Origin of the sequence: Ulvibacterium sp. (assembly GCF_965228935.1) — a bacterium.
In the GTDB taxonomy this organism is placed as follows: domain Bacteria; phylum Bacteroidota; class Bacteroidia; order Flavobacteriales; family Flavobacteriaceae; genus Ulvibacterium.
Genome location: NZ_OZ245846.1, coordinates 2,610,670 through 2,630,605, shown reverse-complemented (window position 1 = coordinate 2,630,605; position 19,936 = coordinate 2,610,670). Strand labels below are relative to the sequence as shown.

Here is a 19,936-nt window from a genome sequence, read left to right as displayed (position 1 = left end):
TTTTTAAGAAAGATAAAGAAAGTATAAGTTATCCTCATAAAAAAACGCACGTCTCTAAACTTTTGTTAATTTCCAGGAATTCTACTTTTTTCAGGGAGTAATCCCCTTGATTTTGGGATATCCGAATCGCCCCGGAGGGCTTCGCAAAAAATTGTTTTCACTTCACCCCGATACCTGCGCATTTTAACCGCTAAAATTAGGTATGTGGGTAGATAATTTTACTTTTGTTAGTCCCGCCGTTCACGGCATAAAGTGTCTACCTATGAAAGCGAACATAGTGCTCCTATCCATTGGCCTTCTCTTCTGTAGTCTGGCGAACGGTCAGATTAAAATCGGGGATAATCCCCAGAACCTGGATCCGGCTTCTGTGCTGGAATTGGAAAGTAATTCGCGGGTTTTGGTCATCACCCGAATCAACACACAACAAATGGAAAGTATTGTTCCCAATCCAGGGGCATTGGTCTACAACACGGACACCCAATGTATCCACTATTTTGATGGGGTACAGTGGGCCAATTTATGCGATTCGGCGGACTTGACATTTACGGCTGACCCTATAGAGAACGCGCTCAGTACCATTGTCATTACACGAAATGACGATATCATCAATTTTGAAGTGGCCCCCAACAGTATCCGTACGGAGCAGATCGTAAACGGTGGCGTTAGGGGGGAGGACATCCAGGACAATTCCATTGGCCCCAATAAACTGGCCGATGATTCGGTGGGTAGGGACGAACTTTCGGAAAATTCAGTAGGTGTGGATGCCTTGGCCACTGACGAATTTAGTTTGGACGACTTTGCGAATACCCCCGGTTTTATTACCGGAGGGGACATTGTAAGCAACGACCCGGACAATGCCCTTACGGATAACGGTGGGGCGTTTTATGATGATAGCGTTTTGGAAACCAATATAAACACCAATGCTGCAAATATCCTTACCAATGCCAATGCCTTGGCGTTAAAGGAAGATACGGCCAATAAATCCGATGACATAGCGCTTGGTAACTCCACGGTTCTTTTCCCCACGCAAAATGCGGTAAAGACCTATGTGGATGCGGCCGTAGGCGGCTCTGCACAGACCATAGTAAGCGCAAATACGCCAAACTCCATAGTTGCCGGAACCGATGGTGGAGCCTTATTCAATGCGGTTCCCTTACAAAATGATATAACCGCCAATGCGACCAACCTTACGAACCATATTGCCAATGACGATACGGATGATACCAACGAACTGACGGATTTGGCTTTTGATGGTACAACAAACATACTAACATTGACCAGACCGGCCACAATTGGTAATCAGGTGGATCTAAGTGCCTTGGCAGGAGGTGGCGGTACGACGGAATTGGCCGACCAAATCACCATTGTTGGGAATGGTCAGGCGGGGAATGAATTTGAGGTTGCGGATAACGCCATAGATAATGCGAAACTTGCCAATAATGCCGTACAAACGGTTAACATAGTGAACGCCAATGTTACCGATACCAAAATAGCTCCAGGGGCAGCGAATCAAATTCTAAGGACGAATGCCGGAGGTACGGCAGTCACCTGGGTAGATTTACCGGCCACCACCGGATCTACTGAGGAAGCGGATGGAATCACGATTACCGGTATCGGAACAAACGCGGATCCATTTAAAATAGAACCTTCAGCAGTTTTGGGCCAATTTTTAAGAACCGAGTTGGGTACGGGAAATGTAGTTTGGGATGACCTTCCTACTGGTACAGGCGGTGCTGTTAATTCTGATGGGGTTACTATAGTGGGGGATGGCGTTGCTACCCCTTTGCAAGTATTAGACAATGGTATAACCACACCGAAGATTCTTGATGCCAATGTTACCGACGCCAAAATAGCTCCCGGTGCGCCTAATCAAATCCTACGTACAAATGGGGCCGGTACGGCAGTTACCTGGGTAGACCTAACGGGTGTGGGAACAACAGAGCTTGCAGACCAGACTACCATTACGGGAGACGGGACACTAGGCGATGAATTTCAGGTGGCGCTCTTGGGCATAGGAAACGCACAGCTCGCAGCCAACGCCGTGACCGCCGACAAGATCGCAAACGCAACCATACTCGCCGAGGATCTGAACCAGATGGGGGCCGCCGACGGACAGGTGCTCAAATGGGACAACGCGACGACCACATGGGTGCCGGCTGCCGATGCCACAGGAGGGGCGGCGGTGACCGATACCGATGCCAACGACGGGCTATCCGACTTCGATTCCGCCAACGGATACGACGTCAACGTGGACGGGGCCACCCTAGAGCTCGCAGGGGACAACGTACAGGTGGCGCTCTTGGGCATAGGAAACGCACAGCTCGCAGCCAACGCCGTGACCGCCGACAAGATCGCAAACGCAACCATACTCGCCGAGGACCTGAACCAGATGGGGGCCGCCGACGGACAGGTGCTCAAATGGGACAACGCGACGACCACATGGGTGCCGGCTGCCGATGCCACAGGAGGGGCGGCGGTGACCGATACCGATGCCAACGACGGGCTATCCGACTTCGATTCCGCCAACGGATACGACGTCAACGTGGACGGGGCCACCCTAGAGCTCGCAGGGGACAACGTACAGGTGGCGCTCTTGGGCATAGGAAACGCACAGCTCGCAGCCAACGCCGTGACCGCCGACAAGATCGCAAACGCAACCATACTCGCCGAGGACCTGAACCAGATGGGGGCCGCCGACGGACAGGTGCTCAAATGGGACAACGCGACGACCACATGGGTGCCGGCTGCCGATGCCACAGGAGGGGCGGCGGTGACCGATACCGATGCCAACGACGGGCTATCCGACTTCGATTCCGCCAACGGATACGACGTCAACGTGGACGGGGCCACCCTAGAGCTCGCAGGGGACAACGTACAGGTGGCGCTCTTGGGCATAGGAAACGCACAGCTCGCAGCCAACGCCGTGACCGCCGACAAGATCGCAAACGCAACCATACTCGCCGAGGACCTGAACCAGATGGGGGCCGCCGACGGACAGGTGCTCAAATGGGACAACGCGACGACCACATGGGCGCCCGCCGCTGACGCCACCGGAGGGGCGGCGGTGACCGATACCGATGCCAACGACGGGCTATCCGACTTCGATTCCGCCAACGGATACGACGTCAACGTGGACGGGGCCACCCTAGAGCTCGCAGGGGACAACGTACAGGTGGCGCTCTTGGGCATAGGAAACGCACAGCTCGCAGCCAACGCCGTGACCGCCGACAAGATCGCCAACGCGACCATACTCGCCGAGGACCTGAACCAGATGGGGGCCGCGGACGGACAGGTGCTCAAATGGGACAACGCGACGACCACATGGGCGCCCGCCGCTGACGCCACCGGAGGGGCGGCGGTGACCGATACAGACGCCAACGACGGGCTGTCCGACTTCGATTCCGCCAACGGATACGATGTCAACGTGGACGGGACGACCCTACAGCTCTCAGGCGACAACGTACAGGTCGCACCGCTCGGGATCGGCAACGCACAGCTCGCGGCAAACGCCGTGACGGCGGACAATATCGCCAACGCGACCATACTCGCCGAGGACCTGAACCAGATGGGGGCCGCCGACGGACAGGTGCTCAAATGGGACAACGCGACGACCACATGGGTGCCGGCAGCGGACAACGGAAATATTACAGGCACAGCAGGGTCTATCTTTTTTGCTGAAAATGGCACAGGATTGCCTACGGAGAATAACGCACAACTTTTTTGGAACAATACTTTAGATAGGCTTGGAATCGGCACTGATAACCCCGCGAATAAGTTACATGTAACTGGCCAAATAAGAACAGAAGGTGTTGCATCGTCCGAAGGCAATGCAACGGAACCAGCATATAGCTTCAGCACCGGCAACGACAGCAACACTGGTATGTTTAGAGCCGCAGCCGATCAACTGGCTTTTTCTACAGGAGGGACAGAAGCTATGAGAATTGATGCCGGTCAGAATGTTGGAATCGGTATTGCACCCACGGCAAAATTGCATGTTGATGGCGACATATTGGCAGAAGGCGACATTTTAACCAACGGGGACTTAGTGGATCAAACACCAGACTACGTCTTCCAAAAGTATTTTAAAGGCTATTCTTCTTTAAACGACCAGTATAAGTTCAAAAGCCTAGACGAAATCGAGGCCTTTGTAAAGGAAAACCATCATTTACCGGGTATCAAATCGGCTGCCCAGGCCAAAGCGGATGGGTTTTGGAATTTGAGTCAATCCAATCTTAAAAACCTGGAAAAAATCGAGGAATTGTTCCTTCATACCATAGCCCAGGAAAAGAAGATCGAGCAGCTCCAAAACGAAAAGGATACGCTTGCCCAGGAAGTCCAGGCGCTACGAAAGGATATCCAGGAAATAAAGGCCCTACTTAAAACCTTCAAAAGCAAAGAGTGAAGAAAATCCTTTATATACTTGTTCTTTTACAAACCTTGGGGATTATGGCCCAGCCTGCGCTCTATAACAGTGGCAATATCCGTATCCACGAGCAAGGGCAACTCGGCTTTCATACAGATCTGATCAATGATTCCGCTTTTGATCAAAATCTTGGACTGGCCGGATTCTATGGTTTTGCACCCCTTACCGTTTCCGGGGCCTTTATTCCCTCGTTTTTTGACGTGGAACTGGCCAATGATAGTGGGGTTTTGCTACAGGTAGGCTTGGACAATGGCAATAACACCAACTTTATCTCCGGGGATTTTTTGACCCCTCGAAATCAGAGTGATATTACCTATAATTTTCTGCCTGATGCCTTTTACGTCGGTGAGGGAAACTTCTCCAAGGTCAACGGTTATGCCGAGGTCATTAGCCAACAAAACTTTACCTTCCCTATCGGTGATAACCAACAATTACGTCCCTTGATCTTAAATTCCGAAGGGGTCAATCCCTCTGCCAAATGCGCTTATTTTTTGGAAGACCCCAATAATCCCATCTCTTTTAATGAAGGTTTTGATACGGAAAACAGGCCTAGGGACATGGGTGCCATTAGTACCACTGAATTTTGGCGTCTGGTAGGCAATGTGTCCTCTACCATTAGTATCAGCTGGAACGAGCGTAGTAATATCGGGGCACTAACGGAAGATATTGGTACAATTATTCCTGTGGGGTGGAACAAAAGTACGGGGCGTTGGGAAAGTCTTGGGGAAGGTGGTGCAGTAGGTGACCTGAGTCAAGGTTTTGTGGTATCCGCCCCGTTTATTCCGGACAACTATGAGATCATCACCTTCGGGGCTATAGGGGAACCCACGGATATACTGGATTTGGACAACTACCTGATTACACCCAATGGTGATGGCCTAAACGATTTTTTAACCATTCCCGAACTGGAACAATCGCCCAATAATATCCTTCGGATCTATGATCGGAACGGGTTAAAAGTATTCGAGAAAAGGAACTACGTAAACGAGTTCAATGGATTTTCCAATGTGGATAATATGGTCATTTCCCGGGAAAAAGGGCTCCCTATCGGAATCTATTTTTACATTGTTTCCTTGGAAGACTTAAATCTTGATTTCCAAGGGTTTTTGTATCTCTCCCGATAAGAAAATCGTACTTCACTACATCGATTAAGTGCCATTTTTTAAGGTAATTTGCGGGCACTACTCTATTCACAACATTTTATAGCGGCTACACAACATTTTAGGAACCTCCATCCCTTTGTCCTTTAATTTTACGGGAAATTATACCATTGACCCCCAAATTATAGCCAAATGGACTTTAAAAAACTCGGATGGATACTGCTATTTATAGGAGTTAATTTCGCAACGGCACAGGTAAAAATAGGAGAAAACCCAAACACCATCAACGGGGCCTCCATCGTAGAGCTGGAAAGTACGGACAAAGCTTTGGTACTTACCCGGGTCTCCACTTCACAAATGCAAGGTATTGTTCCCCTACACGGAGCCATGGTGTACAATACGGATACCCAGTGTATCCATTACTTCAACGGCTTACAGTGGAACAACCTCTGTGATGGCTCCGGTAAAACCGGAAGTTTTTCATTTGTGGATAATGGCAATGGTACGTTTAGCATAAACTATTCGGATGGTACCTCATTTACGACCTCAAATCTAACCGGTCCTCAAGGAATTCAAGGCGAGAAAGGCGACCAGGGGGACCAAGGCATCCAGGGTGAAAAAGGAGACCAGGGCGACCAAGGTATACAGGGAATCCAAGGTGAGAAAGGCGACAAAGGAGATCAGGGAGATAAAGGTGACCAAGGAGACATAGGCCCACAAGGGATCCAAGGTGAAAAGGGTGATCAGGGAGATCAAGGTATACAGGGTATCCAGGGTGAAAAAGGCGATCAGGGAGACCAGGGCATACAGGGCATCCAGGGCGAGAAAGGCGATCAGGGAGACCAGGGCATACAGGGAATCCAAGGAGAGAAAGGTGACCAGGGAGACCAGGGCATACAGGGCGAGAAAGGAGACCAGGGTGACCAGGGGATACAGGGCATCCAGGGAGAGAAAGGAGACCAGGGCGACCAGGGCATACAGGGAATCCAAGGAGAGAAAGGCGACCAGGGCATACAGGGCATCCAGGGCGAGAAAGGAGACCAGGGCGACCAGGGCATACAGGGTATCCAGGGCGAGAAAGGCGATCAGGGAGACCAGGGCATACAGGGCGAGAAAGGAGACCAGGGTGACCAGGGGATACAGGGCATCCAGGGAGAGAAAGGAGACCAGGGCGACCAGGGCATACAGGGAATCCAAGGAGAGAAAGGCGACCAGGGCATACAGGGCATCCAGGGCGAGAAAGGAGACCAGGGCGACCAGGGCATACAGGGTATCCAGGGCGAGAAAGGCGATCAGGGAGACCAGGGCATACAGGGCATCCAGGGCGAGAAAGGCGATCAGGGTGACCAAGGTATTCAGGGTATCCAAGGTGAAAAAGGAGACCAGGGTGACCAGGGCATACAGGGAATCCAAGGTGAAAAAGGAGACCAGGGCGACCAAGGTATACAGGGCATCCAAGGCGAGAAAGGAGACCAGGGAGACCAAGGGATACAGGGTATCCAAGGCGAGAAAGGAGACCAGGGAGACCAAGGGATACAGGGTATCCAAGGTGAAAAAGGTGACCAGGGCGATAAAGGTGACCAGGGTATCCAAGGTGAAAAAGGTGACCAGGGCGATAAAGGTGACCAAGGAGACATAGGCCCACAAGGGATCCAAGGCGAGAAAGGTGACCAGGGCGACCAGGGTATCCAGGGCATCCAAGGAGAGAAAGGCGACCAGGGAGATCAAGGCATACAAGGTATCCAAGGAGAGAAAGGAGACCAGGGCGACCAAGGTATTCAGGGCATCCAAGGCGAGAAAGGTGACCAGGGCGATAAAGGTGACCAGGGCGACCAGGGCATACAAGGTATCCAAGGAGAGAAAGGCGACCAGGGCGACCAGGGCATACAGGGTATCCAAGGCGAGAAAGGAGACCAGGGAGATCAAGGCATACAGGGCATCCAAGGAGAGAAAGGTGACCAGGGAGACCAGGGTATACAGGGCATCCAAGGAGAGAAAGGCGATCAGGGAGACCAAGGTATTCAGGGTATCCAAGGTGAAAAAGGCGACCAGGGCGACCAGGGCATACAGGGAATCCAAGGCGAGAAAGGAGACCAGGGCGACCAAGGCATACAGGGCATCCAAGGCGAGAAAGGAGACCAGGGAGACCAAGGGATACAGGGTATCCAAGGTGAAAAAGGTGACCAGGGCGATAAAGGTGACCAGGGCGACCAGGGCATACAGGGTATCCAGGGTGAAAAAGGAGACCAGGGAGACCAGGGCATACAGGGAATCCAAGGAGAGAAAGGAGACCAGGGAGACCAGGGTATACAGGGCATCCAAGGAGAGAAAGGCGACCAGGGCGACCAAGGTATTCAGGGCATCCAAGGAGAGAAAGGCGATCAGGGAGACCAAGGCATACAAGGTATCCAAGGAGAGAAAGGCGACCAGGGCGACCAAGGTATTCAGGGTATACAGGGAGAAAAAGGAGACCAGGGTGACCAGGGCATACAGGGCATCCAAGGAGAGAAAGGCGACCAGGGCGACCAAGGTATACAGGGCATCCAAGGAGAGAAAGGCGATCAGGGAGACCAGGGCATACAGGGTATCCAGGGTGAAAAAGGTGACCAGGGCGACCAAGGGATACAGGGTATCCAAGGTGAGAAAGGCGACCAGGGCGATAAAGGTGACCAGGGCGACCAGGGCATACAGGGTATCCAGGGTGAAAAAGGAGACCAGGGCGATCAAGGTATACAGGGCATCCAAGGTGAGAAAGGCGACCAGGGCATACAGGGTATCCAGGGCGAGAAAGGCGACAAAGGAGATCAGGGAGATAAAGGTGACCAAGGAGACATAGGCCCACAAGGGATCCAGGGTGAAAAGGGTGATCAGGGCGACCAAGGTATCCAGGGCATCCAAGGAGAGAAAGGCGATCAGGGAGACCAGGGTATACAGGGTATCCAAGGTGAAAAAGGCGACCAGGGCGACCAGGGTATTCAGGGTATCCAAGGTGAAAAAGGCGACCAGGGCGACCAGGGTATTCAGGGTATACAGGGTGAAAAAGGAGACCAGGGAGACCAAGGTATACAGGGCATCCAAGGAGAGAAAGGCGACCAAGGTATTCAGGGTATACAGGGAGAAAAAGGAGACCAGGGCGACCAAGGTATTCAGGGCATCCAAGGCGAGAAAGGCGACCAGGGCGACCAGGGCATACAGGGAATCCAAGGTGAAAAAGGAGACCAGGGCGACCAGGGCATACAGGGAATCCAAGGCGAGAAAGGAGACCAGGGCGACCAAGGTATACAGGGCATCCAAGGCGAGAAAGGAGACCAGGGAGACCAAGGGATACAGGGCATCCAAGGTGAAAAAGGTGACCAGGGCGATAAAGGTGACCAGGGCGACCAGGGCATACAGGGTATCCAGGGCGAGAAAGGCGACAAAGGAGATCAGGGAGATAAAGGTGACCAAGGAGACATAGGCCCACAAGGGATCCAAGGTGAAAAGGGTGATCAGGGTGACCAAGGTATCCAGGGCATCCAAGGAGAGAAAGGCGATCAGGGAGACCAGGGTATACAGGGAATCCAAGGTGAGAAAGGTGACAAAGGAGATCAGGGAGACCAGGGCATACAGGGTATACAGGGTATACAGGGAGAAAAAGGCGACCAAGGGGACCAAGGGATACAGGGCATCCAAGGAGAGAAAGGAGACCAGGGCGACCAAGGTATTCAGGGTATCCAAGGCGAGAAAGGAGACCAGGGAGACCAGGGGATACAGGGTATCCAAGGTGAAAAAGGCGACCAGGGAGACCAGGGTATACAGGGTATCCAGGGTGAGAAAGGAGATCAGGGCGACCAAGGTATTCAGGGTATCCAGGGAGAGAAAGGAGATCAGGGTGACCAGGGTATACAGGGAATCCAAGGTGAAAAGGGTGATCAGGGAGACCAGGGCATACAGGGTATCCAAGGTGAGAAAGGTGACCAGGGCGACCAGGGTATCCAAGGTGAAAAAGGTGACCAGGGTGACCAGGGGATACAAGGGATCCAGGGTGAGAAAGGTGACAAAGGAGATAAAGGGGATCCAGGGGACCCAGCTTCTGATGATCAAACTTTAAGCACGGATGGTACCCCAGGTGATATTTCCATTACCGGCGGAAACAATATTACCATTGGAATAACTTCAACGGATTCGAATAATTCCATTACAACCGGTACGGATGGTGGCGCTTATCTTAAAATAAATTTGGGAGGCCGTTGGACCAACTCCAATACAAGCACCAATCTTAACTCCAATGGAACCGTAGCACCGATCTTTGGAACTCAGGATTATGTGGACGACGGGACTAATCTGTATCAGGTAAGCGGAAATACGTTAATTGTAAAGGAATCGGGAAGATATGATATACGGGCCAACTTGTCCCTGGTCGGTAATAATTCGGGAAATAATAGACAAAGGACCAATGTCAATGCCCGTATTGCCGTGAACGGAACACCGATTGGGGCCATAGCCGCTTCAGGATATATCCGATGGGCCAGTGGCCATGACCACTCGAGTATTCACCTAAACGAAATTCTGCAATTAAGTGCCAATGACGTGGTATCCATTATCACGTATAGGGAAGCAAATTCCGGTACCGTGAATTTTAGCGGTACTGACGAATCTAGTTTTATGATCAATAAACTGCGATAACATCATGAGGATAAAGGCATTTCTATTTTCCTGTTGTTTTTGCATGGGCCTATACGCCCAGGATGCCATACATAATTATGGTGCCCTTCAATTGCATGATGGCACATCCGTCGGATTTCATGTAAACCTCATTAACGATGGGGATCTAAATCAAGATGTTGGTCTGGTCGGTTTTTATGGAGAAAATGAAAGCCTGAACATCTCGGGCAATCAGGCTCCGGTTTTTTTCGATGCCGAAATTGCCGTCGACAACGGGTTGTTTTTGAATGTCCCCATGTACGTCGCCAACAACGCTAATTTTATTTCGGGGCACATTATTAGCCCAAAAAATGATACCCGTTTTTTTCTAAATTTTTTGGACAACGCCTTCTATGTGGGGGAAAATGATATTTCCATGATAGATGGTTACGCAGCAGCTACCAATACGGATAGTTTTACCTTTCCCGTTGGGGATAATGATAGGCTACGTACGCTACGGATAGAATCCGCCGCAACAAACGCTTTGGTGAAATGTGCCTATTTTAGCGAAGACCCCAATACTTCCCAATCCTTGGGCAAGGGTTTTAGCACCAACCAAAAAAGCACGTCATATGTTTCGGTCAGCCAAAGGGAATTTTGGAAACTGGAAGGTGACATGCCTTCAAGGGTTACCTTGAGCTGGAATGCCTGGAGCAACATCAATGCCTTGGGGGAGTTCCTGAGCGATTTAAAAGTAGTCGGATGGAGCAAAATGGAAAATCAGTGGGTAAATCTAGGAAATACACAAGTGGAGGGAAGCATGACCTCCGGATCGGTTACCTCCGAGGAGTTTGTACCAAATGATTATGAAATAATCACAATCGGCGGAAACGATGATCTTACGGAAACTTTTGAGACCATAGAACTGGACAATTACTTCCTTACGCCCAACGGGGATGGCAAAAATGATTTTCTTGTCCTTGAGGGAATTGAAAAATCCCCCAATAATACCTTACAAATCTTTGACCGCTATGGGGTGCTGGTCTATTCAAAAACCAATTATACCAACGAATTTAATGGAATATCCAATCAAGGAGCAATTCTAAACCAAAATGCAGGACTGGCTTCAGGAGTATATTTCTACATCATTACCATGAACGACCTGCGACAAAAACACCAGGGGTATATGTACGTTTCCTCAACTAAAAGGTAGAACATCCCCTAAAAATTCCAGATTTTAAGCCAAAAAATTCTTTACTGTCCGGATCAGGGATTAATTGGTTAATTTTAGATAGCGCTAAAGAGTGTCTGAATAAGTAGGCTAAGCTATGAACGGTTTTGAGGTAAAGGAAATTAAAGCTGAAGAGACGTATCGGGTAAGACATTCCGAACTTCGAAAGGGAAGGCCTTTGGAGGAATGTAAATTTGCCGGGGATGAAAGGGAGACGACCATCCACATCGGGGGCTTTTATCAGAACCAATTGGTGGCAGTGGCCACCTTTTTAAAACAAGATCATGCCGACTGCGGGTTCCAAAATGCCTACCAACTTCGCGGAATGGCAGTGGTAAAAGAGCACCATAAAAAAGGTTTTGGAAAAATACTCCTTACATTTGCCGAGGCACTACTCTTGCAAAAAGTGATACCTTGTATTTGGATGAACGCAAGGATAGGTGCGGTAGATTTTTACAAAAAATTGGGATATGGGACGATTGGCAATGTTTTTGAGATTCCCAAAATAGGAATGCATTACGTAATGTTCAAAAAGTTATACTAGCTATGGAACGAAGATCTTTCATTAAAAAAAGTGGTTTTTCCGGTTTGGCACTGTCACTGATGCCCTCTTGGGCCTTGAACAAAGAATTTGAATATTCCATTTTGGAACTTATGGGCAAGGTGGACATCGAACTTTATGGCAAGGGCATCAACCTAAGGAAAAAGGCACATGATGCTTTTGTGGACATGAAAAAGGCCGCCTATAACGATGGAATAGATATAAAAATCGTATCCAGTTATCGCGATTTTTACCGGCAAGAGGGTATTTGGGAACGGAAATTCCTAAGGTTTACGGAAGATGATGGTATGAGGCCCTTGGACGCTATTGACAAGATTATAGAATATTCCACTATTCCGGGTACAAGTAGACATCATTGGGGTACGGATATCGACATTATTGACGGATATCGCAAGGTGGAAGGGGATGTGCTAGATCCTGCCAAATTTGAAAACGACGGCCCATTTGTGGACCTTAAAAAGTGGATGGACGAAAATTCCAAGGACTACGACTTCTATTTGGTCTATACGGACGATTTCGGAAGAAGGGGCTTTAAGTATGAACCCTGGCATTATAGCTATGCTCCCATATCCATCCCAATGTTGACCGAATTCCGAAGAAAGAATATCCTTAAGTTGCTTCAAGAAGAAGATTTTTTGGGAAGCGAACATTTCACCAACGGGTTTCTCAAAAACTACATTCAGGATAATATTTTGGATATAAATCCGGCTCTTTTATAAGTTTTTGGTATCTTGAAACTACCCTAGGACACTAATCATCATGAGAAGAGGCAGTTGGAAAATTCGCATTTTCATTGGTTTGGCCATAGTAGCCTTTGCCTTTATCCAACGTTGCAACAACAAAGAAGAAAATCCATATACCGGAAGGGTACAGACCATTGATATGACTGCGGAGCAGGAAATTGCGATAGGTCTGCAAAGTGCCCCGGAAATGGCCAAACAACATGGAGGCCTTTATCCCGATGAACGCCTCCAGTCCTATGTGGACGCCATAGGCGCCAAACTTGTAAACAATAGTATAGCGCGGGAGACACCTTATAGTTATGATTTTCATCTTTTGGCGGATGACCGTACCATAAATGCCTTTGCCCTTCCCGGAGGACAGATATTCATTACCTATGCCCTTTTCTCCAAATTGAACGAAGCCCAGTTGGCCGGTGTCCTAGGACACGAAATAGGCCATGTAATCGGTAGGCATTCTGCAGAACGAATCGCTGAGAGCAGTTTCTGGCGAACCGTTTCCATGGGGGCTTCGGTAGGAGCGGATGCCGGAGGAATTGTAGGTAGCATAGGACAAAACACCCTCTTGAAAAATGGAAGGGGCGATGAATTGGAAAGCGATGAACTGGGCGTATTGTTCATGATTCAGTCCGAGTACGAACCAGGGGAGATGATCACAGTAATGGAAATTCTTAAAGACGCCGCCGGACCCAATCGAGCACCGGAATTTCAAAGTACCCATCCAGACCCGGAGAACAGGATTCAAAAAATAAGGGAAGCCATCCAAAAATATAAAGAACGGTAATACCTTTCCATTCAACCTTAAAAAAGTTAATTCAACCTACAAGCCTAGGTTTTTACACCTGTTTTGTTATATTTGTTTCACAAATCTTTCCTGCCTCAGATTTAACCCCTTATAGCTTTAATTTAATAACTCATGCTGGATTTATTTCAGCATTTAAATGAAACTATATGGGAACACTTACACATTTCAAGAACCTTTACACGGAGGCTTTTGAGAATTGCAAACCTGAAATAGTGGTCGTACTTCTTAAAATATATTCCGTTTTCTGTGCCCTTATGCTCCTTATGGCGGTATATGCTTTTATGCACAGAGCCTTAAATGGATTTGAATTTTAAGAACTGAATTTATTCGCGCTCTTTTACTTGAACACTATTTGAAGTGAATAAACAGTGATTAAAAAAACCTTCGGCCGAGAGGCCGAAGGTTTTTTTCTTCTTTTTGATTGATGAACTACATTAGCTTCCCATAGCCGCTTCAATAACGGCCAATGCTTCCGTGGCATTGGAAAGTTGCGCATATTTTTTGGCCGTATACCCTTTATCGCTTTTTAATCTAAGGTTGGCCCCATTCGCAATAAGTAATTCAAGAATCTCCGCCTTGTTATACCGGGCGGCAAATATGGCAGGGGTCATTCCCAAGGATTTCTTGTTTACGTCCTCGCCAAGCTCTATCAAGCGCTTAACGGTTTCAATGTCCCCTTGCATGATAGCTTTGCAAAAGATACTAACTTCAACTTTAGCTGTAAAATTACTTGTAACTAAATCAGTTTGATGATTTTCTGATTTGGCATTCGCGGTTGCGCCTACTAGCAATAATGCCGAGGCAAGGGTTAGAATTGTTTTTTTCATGATGAATACATTTAATTGATGAATAAATTTTGATGATATAAAGATAGACTGCTCTTATGGTCTTTTGTTACGTAATTAACACATAATTAATTAAACTTTAACAGATTCGGAAAATCCCTTATGGATTTTTTCACATTCGAAAAAGTCCGTTCATTTTTCCTCCGAAATGATTCTTTCATATGGACAAAAATCCGTATAGGATACAATCTATGCAATCCGTTTATTGCGCAATTGTACATTTTCAAAACCATTGATCAGGTACTTCTTGCCCCTACCCCAGCCATATCCGCCCATTTCGCCCGTTTCCCGGATTACCCTATGGCAAGGTATCAGATAGGCAATGGGATTCTTTCCTATAGCAGTTCCTACGGCCCGTACCGCATTGGGTTTGTCTATAGCCCTTGCAATATCGCCATAAGCCACGAATTGAGCGGAGGGAACGGAAAGTAGGGCCTTCCACACACTTACTTGAAACGGCGTGCCCCTAAGATCTAACACTATTTGTTTTTCCGGAATTTCCCAGGTTGAGAAGTACTGCCTTACCATATGGCCATAGGTACCCAATTCCCTATAAAAACAGGCTTCGGGAAATATAGATTCCAATAGTTCGATGGGGGATTCATTTTCCTGTAAAAACTCCATTTGGGTTATGCCCAATTCCGACTCCGCAATGACCAATTCACCAAAGGGTGAATCTATTACTTGATACTTCAATACGAGTCCTTGGCCTCTTTTTTGAAACTCGCCGGGGGTACAGGATTCTATTTTTACAAACATATCATGCAGGCGGCCATTACCCGAAAGCCCCACCTCATAGGCAGTAGTAAGGGTAGATTGTCCTTCCTCCAAACACTTTTTTGCATGCTCCACCGTAATATATTGCAAAAATTGCTTGGGCGTTACACCTGCCCATTCATGAAACAACCGTTGAAAGTGATACTTGCTGAGATGAACGTGATGGAAACCTCTTCCAAACTGGGCTGCGACCTATAGTTTTCCACAATATAGTGGATAGCCCTTTCTATAATATGTCCGTGATATGTTTTTTCCATGGTTCAAAAGTAACCGAATCCGCCATGTTCCACAATCCGTTTCTTGCTACTTCACATACCCAAAAAAGAAGGTGGTATTATTGGCAATTCGTACCAGATCATACTACTTTTGAAACTCTTATAAAAATCGAACGATGAACAAAAAAGTGATATTGATGATTTTGGACGGTTGGGGAAAATCCCTAGATCCCAAAGTCTCTGCCATAGATAATGCAAATACGCCATTTATTGACAGTCTCTATAAAAAATACCCCAATGCCAATCTTCTTACGGATGGTATGAACGTTGGACTTCCCGAAGGACAAATGGGCAATAGTGAGGTGGGCCACATGAACTTGGGCGCGGGAAGAATCGTTTACCAAGACCTTGCCAAAATCAATCTGGCCGTAAAAGAAGATAAGCTTAAGGAAGAAAAGGTGTTACAGGAAGCTTTCAAATATGCCAATGCCAATAACAAGTCCGTACATTTTTTGGGACTGGTAAGTGATGGTGGGGTACATAGTCATGTCTCCCACCTAAAAGGTTTGATCAATGCCGGGGAAAGTTACAATGTACAACATATGTATGTTCATGCCTTTACTGATGGAAGGGACGTTGATCCTAAAAGTGGTAAGGGGTTTTTACAGGATCTAGTGGATTTCTGTTCGGATAAAAACGCCGAGTTGGCTTCCGTAGTCGGGAGATATTTTGCTATGGACCGTGATAAAAGATGGGATCGTGTTAAACAAGCCTATGACCTAATGGTCCATGCAAACGGAGAAAAGTCCTCCCAAATTTCGGTTACCGTGCAAAAAAGTTATGATGAAGGCGTTACCGATGAGTTTTTGAAGCCAATTGTTATGGTGGATAAGAACAACAAACCCCTGACCAAAATCGGGGAAGACGATGTGGTTATCTTTTTCAACTTCCGAACAGACCGGGGAAGGGAGCTTACCCAAGTATTGAGCCAACAGGACATGCCCGAACACCAGATGCATACGTTGAACTTATACTATGTAACCTTGACCAATTACGATGATTCCTTTAAGGACATTAAGGTAGTTTACGATAAGGATAACATTAAGGAAACCCTTGGGGAGACCTTGGCCTTGGCGGGAAAAAAACAGATTCGTATCGCTGAGACCGAAAAATACCCACACGTTACTTTTTTCTTCAACGGCGGCCAGGAAATTCCGTTTGAAGGAGAACAAAGGATTCTATGTCCTTCGCCTAAAGTGGCTACGTACGACTTAAAACCTGAAATGAGCGCCTATGAAATACGGGATGCCATTATACCTGAATTGGAAAAGAAAGAAGCGGATTTTGTATGCCTTAATTTTGCCAATCCAGATATGGTAGGGCACACCGGAGATATGGATGCGGCCATAAAGGCCTGCGAAACCGTGGATCAGTGCGCGGAATCAGTAATTACGGCCGGACATGAGAATGGCTATTCTACGATAGTCATTGCGGACCATGGCAATTGCGATACCATGATCAATCCGGATGGCAGTCCCAATACGGCCCACACTACAAATCCTGTACCTTTAATTGTAGTGGATGAAGATATTAAAGAAGTAAAGGACGGCGTACTTGGCGATATAGCCCCGACCATACTCAAACTTATGGGTATTCCCCAACCTTCATTAATGACCCAAAAACCGTTGGTTTAAAGAACTGGTTGCATTTGTTTACCTTTGCGGCCTATGGTAAAAATAAAAACACCGGAAGAAATAGAATTAATGCGCGAAAGTGCATTGATCGTTTCCAAAACTTTGGGTATGTTGGCCGGGGAGATAAAACCAGGCGTCACCTCTTTACACTTGGACAAACTTGCCGAGGAATTTATCCGGGACCATGGTGCGGAACCTGGCTTTCTGGGTATGTACGACTTTCCCAATACGTTAAATATGAGCCCTAATGCGCAAGTGGTCCACGGCATCCCGAACAATGAGCCGTTGCAGGACGGCGATATTATTTCTGTAGACTGTGGTGCCCTTAAAAATGGTTTTTATGGGGATCATGCCTATACCTTTGAGATTGGGGAGGTTTCGGTAGAAACCCAAAAATTGCTTCAGGTTACCAAGGAATCCCTTCATATAGGCATCCGTGAATTTAGGTTGGGCAATCGGGTCGGTGATGTGGGTTTTGCCATTCAAAATTACTGTGAAAGCCACGGATACGGTGTGGTTAGAGAATTAGTCGGCCACGGGCTGGGGAGAAAACTGCACGAAAGCCCGGAAATGCCCAATTACGGAAAACGCGGGCGCGGCAAAAAATTTGTTGAAGGGATGGTGGTCGCCATAGAACCCATGATCAATATGGGTACCCGACGCATAAAGCAACTAAGCGATGGATGGACTATTTTGACCGCTGATGGAAAACCCAGTGCCCACTTTGAACACAACGTTGCCCTGGTGAACGGTAAACCGGAATTGTTGTCCACGTATCAATATATCTACGATGCCCTAGGAATACAAAGTGATGAAGAGGCAGAGTTTCGGAGACACGAATTTCACTAATCCCTCGAATTTTTGTTATGTCCAACATCATTTACAAAGATGAATCCTATTGTATAATCGGCCTTTGTATGGATGTCCATAACGAATTGGGCAAAGGCTTTAGTGAATCCGTGTACGGTGCGTTCCTTAAAGAATAACGACAATTCGTGTAATTCGTGTCAAAACTTTTCAAATACGTTCTCAACGCCTTGCCCAGGCCCCTTTTAATACAATTGAGTTATTGGGTCAGGCCTATACTTGCCTTTTTTATGAAGGGCAGTTCTTATGTTGATCCCATAGACCAAAAGTCCTTTAGGACATTTCTTCCCTATGGTTATGAAAATCCGAGGGAAAACGTTTTATCGCCGTCCACTTTATCCTTGGAACGTCACAGACTGCTATGGTTGTTCCTACAAAATAAAACCGATTTCTTTTCCAAGGAATATAGTGTATTGCATTTTGCCCCGGAGCAGGCGTTTCACAAACGTTTCCAAAAATTAAAAAACCTGGATTATGTTACTACGGACCTCAACTCACCCCTGGCGGATGTAAAGGCCGATATTTGTAATTTACCTTTTAAGGACAATTCGTTCGATGTTATTCTGTGTAACCATGTTTTGGAGCACATTCCGGACGATATCAAGGCCATGCAAGAGCTCTATCGGGTTCTTAAACCTAATGGATGGGGTATTTTCCAAATTCCCCAAGATTTGAAAAGGGAAAGAACCTTTGAGGATGATTCCATTACCGATAGGAGAAAGCGCGCCGAAATCTTCGGACAGTACGATCATGTCCGTATTTATGGGAGGGATTACTTTGACAAGTTGCGCAATGTGGGGTTTACAGTGGAGGAAGTAGATTATACTTCATCCCTCTCGGATGAGGACATAGAACGATATCGCTTGGCCAAAGGGGAAATCATTCCCTTGGTAAGGAAATGATACCCCATGACCGGATTCTTTTTTGAATATGCTTCATTAAAGGGTTTCAAGCTTGGTTTTCAATTCTTCCGCCGTCATATTTCTTGCAACGATCCTACCCTCGTGATCCAATAAAAAATTTGCCGGAAGCGATGATAACAAATACTGTTTAAAAATAGTCTGGTCTTTGTCCAAGATTTGATTCCAGACAATTCCATCTTTCTGGATGGCTTTTTCCCATAGGTCACGGTTCGAATCTATACTGACCCCAATAATTTCAAACTTAACTCCCTTATGATTAGTATAAAGTTCAAGGAGTTTTGGGTTCTCCACCCTACAAGGTCTGCACCACGATGCCCAAAAATCCACTAGTACATATCCTCCTCTATAATCGGAAAGATTTACCAAAACCCCCTCTTTATTTGGCGCCTTAAAATTTGTCATTTTGCTACCTATGGCAAGTTGAGCTGCTTTATCTATCCGACTTTTTAGCGACTTACTCATTCCACTTGATGGATACTCCACTTCAAACCTGGTCAGCATCTCCTTGAAAAAATTGTTATTTTTCGTAAGATCAAAATAGCTGAGGGCATCGTAAGCTTCGGCTGATGGCCCCATATTCCTTACCAGGTTCTCCATGGATTTTATAAACTCCACCAAAACTTTGTCCTTCTCCTTTTCAAGCTCTTCTATTCTTTGTTGATCGTTTTCTTTCATGGCCTCATCAAAATCCTGAATCATCCCTGCAAAAAATTGATTGTTAAGCTTTTCAATACTCTTGTTGAAATCCAAATTGGAGGCGACCTTTGATTCCAGTTCTATCCCATCCTCCATTTTAACATGTACCACACCACTTTGCTCAACTGCTATTCTCACACTTTTCCCTGTATTTAGTTTTAGGCCGTAGATGGACGGTTCCAAAAATTTATCCGTAGCTTGATAGGTTTTTTGGGGAACCAGGTTATCCAGGGATTTCCATTCCACCATTTTCTCCAAATCATAATTATACTTGGAAATGGTAACCGAAGTGATTTCATCTGATTCTACTTCAAAGGAAAATGTGATTTCCGGGCCTTGTTGAGATCTACAACTACTGATAAAAATGCATATCAGCACTAAAATTTTGATCGTTTTCATAATTGATGTATTTAAAGTTTGCCGCCAAAAATAGGT

17 protein-coding genes are annotated in these 19,936 nt (G+C 47.0%); 12 read left to right on the top strand and 5 right to left on the bottom strand.

The features are described from left to right. Positions 1-262 precede the first annotated feature (262 nt). Together ACO06Y_RS11030 and ACO06Y_RS11025 are read left to right on the top strand one after the other, a co-directional pair. Positions 263-4,402: a hypothetical protein gene (locus ACO06Y_RS11030; protein WP_422083886.1), complete on the top strand. Its 4,140-nt coding sequence runs from the start codon at positions 263-265 to the stop codon at positions 4,400-4,402. Then, positions 4,399-5,547 carry a gliding motility-associated C-terminal domain-containing protein gene (locus tag ACO06Y_RS11025; protein ID WP_422083885.1) on the top strand — a complete coding sequence of 383 codons (1,149 nt, stop codon included), beginning with the start codon at positions 4,399-4,401 and terminating at the stop codon, positions 5,545-5,547. The genes ACO06Y_RS11030 and ACO06Y_RS11025 overlap by 4 nt, the downstream gene beginning before the upstream one ends. A 528-nt stretch (positions 5,548-6,075) precedes the next feature. On the opposite strand, the gene ACO06Y_RS11020 is transcribed toward ACO06Y_RS11025, so the two are convergent. Continuing rightward, complete coding sequence (locus tag ACO06Y_RS11020; RefSeq protein ID WP_422083884.1) at positions 6,076-9,606, bottom strand: hypothetical protein; 3,531 nt, start codon at positions 9,604-9,606, stop codon at positions 6,076-6,078. Between the two features lie 135 nt (positions 9,607-9,741). On the opposite strand from ACO06Y_RS11020, the gene ACO06Y_RS11015 reads away from it, so the two are divergent. The 6 genes from ACO06Y_RS11015 to ACO06Y_RS10990 all read left to right on the top strand — a co-directional run bounded on the left by ACO06Y_RS11015 (position 9,742) and on the right by ACO06Y_RS10990 (position 13,798). After that, positions 9,742-10,188 carry a hypothetical protein gene (locus tag ACO06Y_RS11015; RefSeq protein ID WP_422083883.1) on the top strand — a complete coding sequence of 149 codons (447 nt, stop codon included), beginning with the start codon at positions 9,742-9,744 and terminating at the stop codon, positions 10,186-10,188. Between the two features lie 4 nt (positions 10,189-10,192). Further along, positions 10,193-11,359, top strand: coding sequence for a gliding motility-associated C-terminal domain-containing protein (locus ACO06Y_RS11010; protein ID WP_422083882.1), 1,167 nt, complete (start codon positions 10,193-10,195; stop codon positions 11,357-11,359). Positions 11,360-11,474: 115 nt separating this feature from the next. Further along, positions 11,475-11,921, top strand: a complete 447-nt coding sequence (locus ACO06Y_RS11005) for a GNAT family N-acetyltransferase (RefSeq protein ID WP_422083881.1) — start codon at positions 11,475-11,477, stop codon at positions 11,919-11,921. Between the two features lie 2 nt (positions 11,922-11,923). Beyond that, entirely contained in the window at positions 11,924-12,658 is a 735-nt protein-coding gene (locus tag ACO06Y_RS11000) for a M15 family metallopeptidase (RefSeq protein ID WP_422083880.1), read from the top strand. A gap of 40 nt (positions 12,659-12,698) precedes the next feature. After that, positions 12,699-13,463, top strand: coding sequence for a M48 family metalloprotease (locus tag ACO06Y_RS10995; protein WP_422083879.1), 765 nt, complete (start codon positions 12,699-12,701; stop codon positions 13,461-13,463). Positions 13,464-13,630: 167 nt separating this feature from the next. Then, positions 13,631-13,798, top strand: coding sequence for a DUF6747 family protein (locus ACO06Y_RS10990; RefSeq protein WP_422083878.1), 168 nt, complete (start codon positions 13,631-13,633; stop codon positions 13,796-13,798). Between the two features lie 120 nt (positions 13,799-13,918). Here the strand turns inward: ACO06Y_RS10990 and ACO06Y_RS10985 are convergent, their stop codons facing one another. The 3 genes from ACO06Y_RS10985 to ACO06Y_RS10975 all read right to left on the bottom strand — a co-directional run bounded on the left by ACO06Y_RS10985 (position 13,919) and on the right by ACO06Y_RS10975 (position 15,363). Then, a complete protein-coding gene (locus tag ACO06Y_RS10985) occupies positions 13,919-14,311 on the bottom strand; it encodes an ankyrin repeat domain-containing protein (protein WP_422083877.1) in 393 nt (130 codons plus the stop codon). Between the two features lie 207 nt (positions 14,312-14,518). After that, positions 14,519-15,235 (bottom strand): methylated-DNA--[protein]-cysteine S-methyltransferase, encoded by a 717-nt coding sequence (locus ACO06Y_RS10980; RefSeq protein ID WP_422083876.1) that lies wholly within the window; start codon positions 15,233-15,235, stop codon positions 14,519-14,521. After that, complete coding sequence (locus tag ACO06Y_RS10975; RefSeq protein ID WP_422084254.1) at positions 15,211-15,363, bottom strand: hypothetical protein; 153 nt, start codon at positions 15,361-15,363, stop codon at positions 15,211-15,213. The genes ACO06Y_RS10980 and ACO06Y_RS10975 overlap by 25 nt, the downstream gene beginning before the upstream one ends. Positions 15,364-15,497: 134 nt before the next feature. Here ACO06Y_RS10975 and gpmI point away from each other — a divergent pair, with 134 nt between their 5' ends. From gpmI to ACO06Y_RS10955, 4 genes are read left to right on the top strand one after another with little or no spacing between them, the layout of a single operon-like run. Continuing rightward, on the top strand, positions 15,498-17,015 hold the full coding sequence (gpmI, locus tag ACO06Y_RS10970; RefSeq protein WP_422083875.1) for a 2,3-bisphosphoglycerate-independent phosphoglycerate mutase: 1,518 nt from the start codon (positions 15,498-15,500) through the stop codon (positions 17,013-17,015). Between the two features lie 33 nt (positions 17,016-17,048). Beyond that, positions 17,049-17,864 (top strand): type I methionyl aminopeptidase, encoded by an 816-nt coding sequence (map, locus tag ACO06Y_RS10965; protein ID WP_422083874.1) that lies wholly within the window; start codon positions 17,049-17,051, stop codon positions 17,862-17,864. Positions 17,865-17,881: 17 nt separating this feature from the next. Then, positions 17,882-18,001 carry a GxxExxY protein gene (locus ACO06Y_RS10960; RefSeq protein WP_422083873.1) on the top strand — a complete coding sequence of 40 codons (120 nt, stop codon included), beginning with the start codon at positions 17,882-17,884 and terminating at the stop codon, positions 17,999-18,001. 18 nt (positions 18,002-18,019) lie between these two features. Continuing rightward, complete coding sequence (locus ACO06Y_RS10955) at positions 18,020-18,784, top strand: class I SAM-dependent methyltransferase (RefSeq protein WP_422083872.1); 765 nt, start codon at positions 18,020-18,022, stop codon at positions 18,782-18,784. A gap of 36 nt (positions 18,785-18,820) precedes the next feature. Here ACO06Y_RS10955 and ACO06Y_RS10950 read toward each other — a convergent pair whose 3' ends face one another. After that, the gene (locus ACO06Y_RS10950) at positions 18,821-19,900 is read right to left on the bottom strand and encodes a TlpA family protein disulfide reductase (protein WP_422083871.1); all 1,080 of its coding nucleotides are present in this window, start codon (positions 19,898-19,900) and stop codon (positions 18,821-18,823) included. Positions 19,901-19,936 lie beyond the last annotated feature (36 nt).

Excerpts from the sequence above, each read along its gene's own strand:
- ACO06Y_RS10995 (WP_422083879.1), top strand. The coding sequence starts at position 12,699 with ATGAGAAGAGGCAGTTGGAAAATTCGCATTTTCATTGGTTTGGCCATA.
- ACO06Y_RS11030 (WP_422083886.1), top strand. The coding sequence starts at position 263 with ATGAAAGCGAACATAGTGCTCCTATCCATTGGCCTTCTCTTCTGTAGT.
- ACO06Y_RS11005 (WP_422083881.1), top strand. The coding sequence starts at position 11,475 with ATGAACGGTTTTGAGGTAAAGGAAATTAAAGCTGAAGAGACGTATCGG.
- ACO06Y_RS10990 (WP_422083878.1), top strand. The coding sequence starts at position 13,631 with ATGGGAACACTTACACATTTCAAGAACCTTTACACGGAGGCTTTTGAG.
- gpmI (WP_422083875.1), top strand. The coding sequence starts at position 15,498 with ATGAACAAAAAAGTGATATTGATGATTTTGGACGGTTGGGGAAAATCC.
- ACO06Y_RS10950 (WP_422083871.1), bottom strand. The coding sequence starts at position 19,900 with ATGAAAACGATCAAAATTTTAGTGCTGATATGCATTTTTATCAGTAGT.
- ACO06Y_RS10975 (WP_422084254.1), bottom strand. The coding sequence starts at position 15,363 with ATGGAAAAAACATATCACGGACATATTATAGAAAGGGCTATCCACTAT.
- ACO06Y_RS11010 (WP_422083882.1), top strand. The coding sequence starts at position 10,193 with ATGAGGATAAAGGCATTTCTATTTTCCTGTTGTTTTTGCATGGGCCTA.
- ACO06Y_RS10960 (WP_422083873.1), top strand. The coding sequence starts at position 17,882 with ATGTCCAACATCATTTACAAAGATGAATCCTATTGTATAATCGGCCTT.
- ACO06Y_RS11000 (WP_422083880.1), top strand. The coding sequence starts at position 11,924 with ATGGAACGAAGATCTTTCATTAAAAAAAGTGGTTTTTCCGGTTTGGCA.
- map (WP_422083874.1), top strand. The coding sequence starts at position 17,049 with ATGGTAAAAATAAAAACACCGGAAGAAATAGAATTAATGCGCGAAAGT.
- ACO06Y_RS10985 (WP_422083877.1), bottom strand. The coding sequence starts at position 14,311 with ATGAAAAAAACAATTCTAACCCTTGCCTCGGCATTATTGCTAGTAGGC.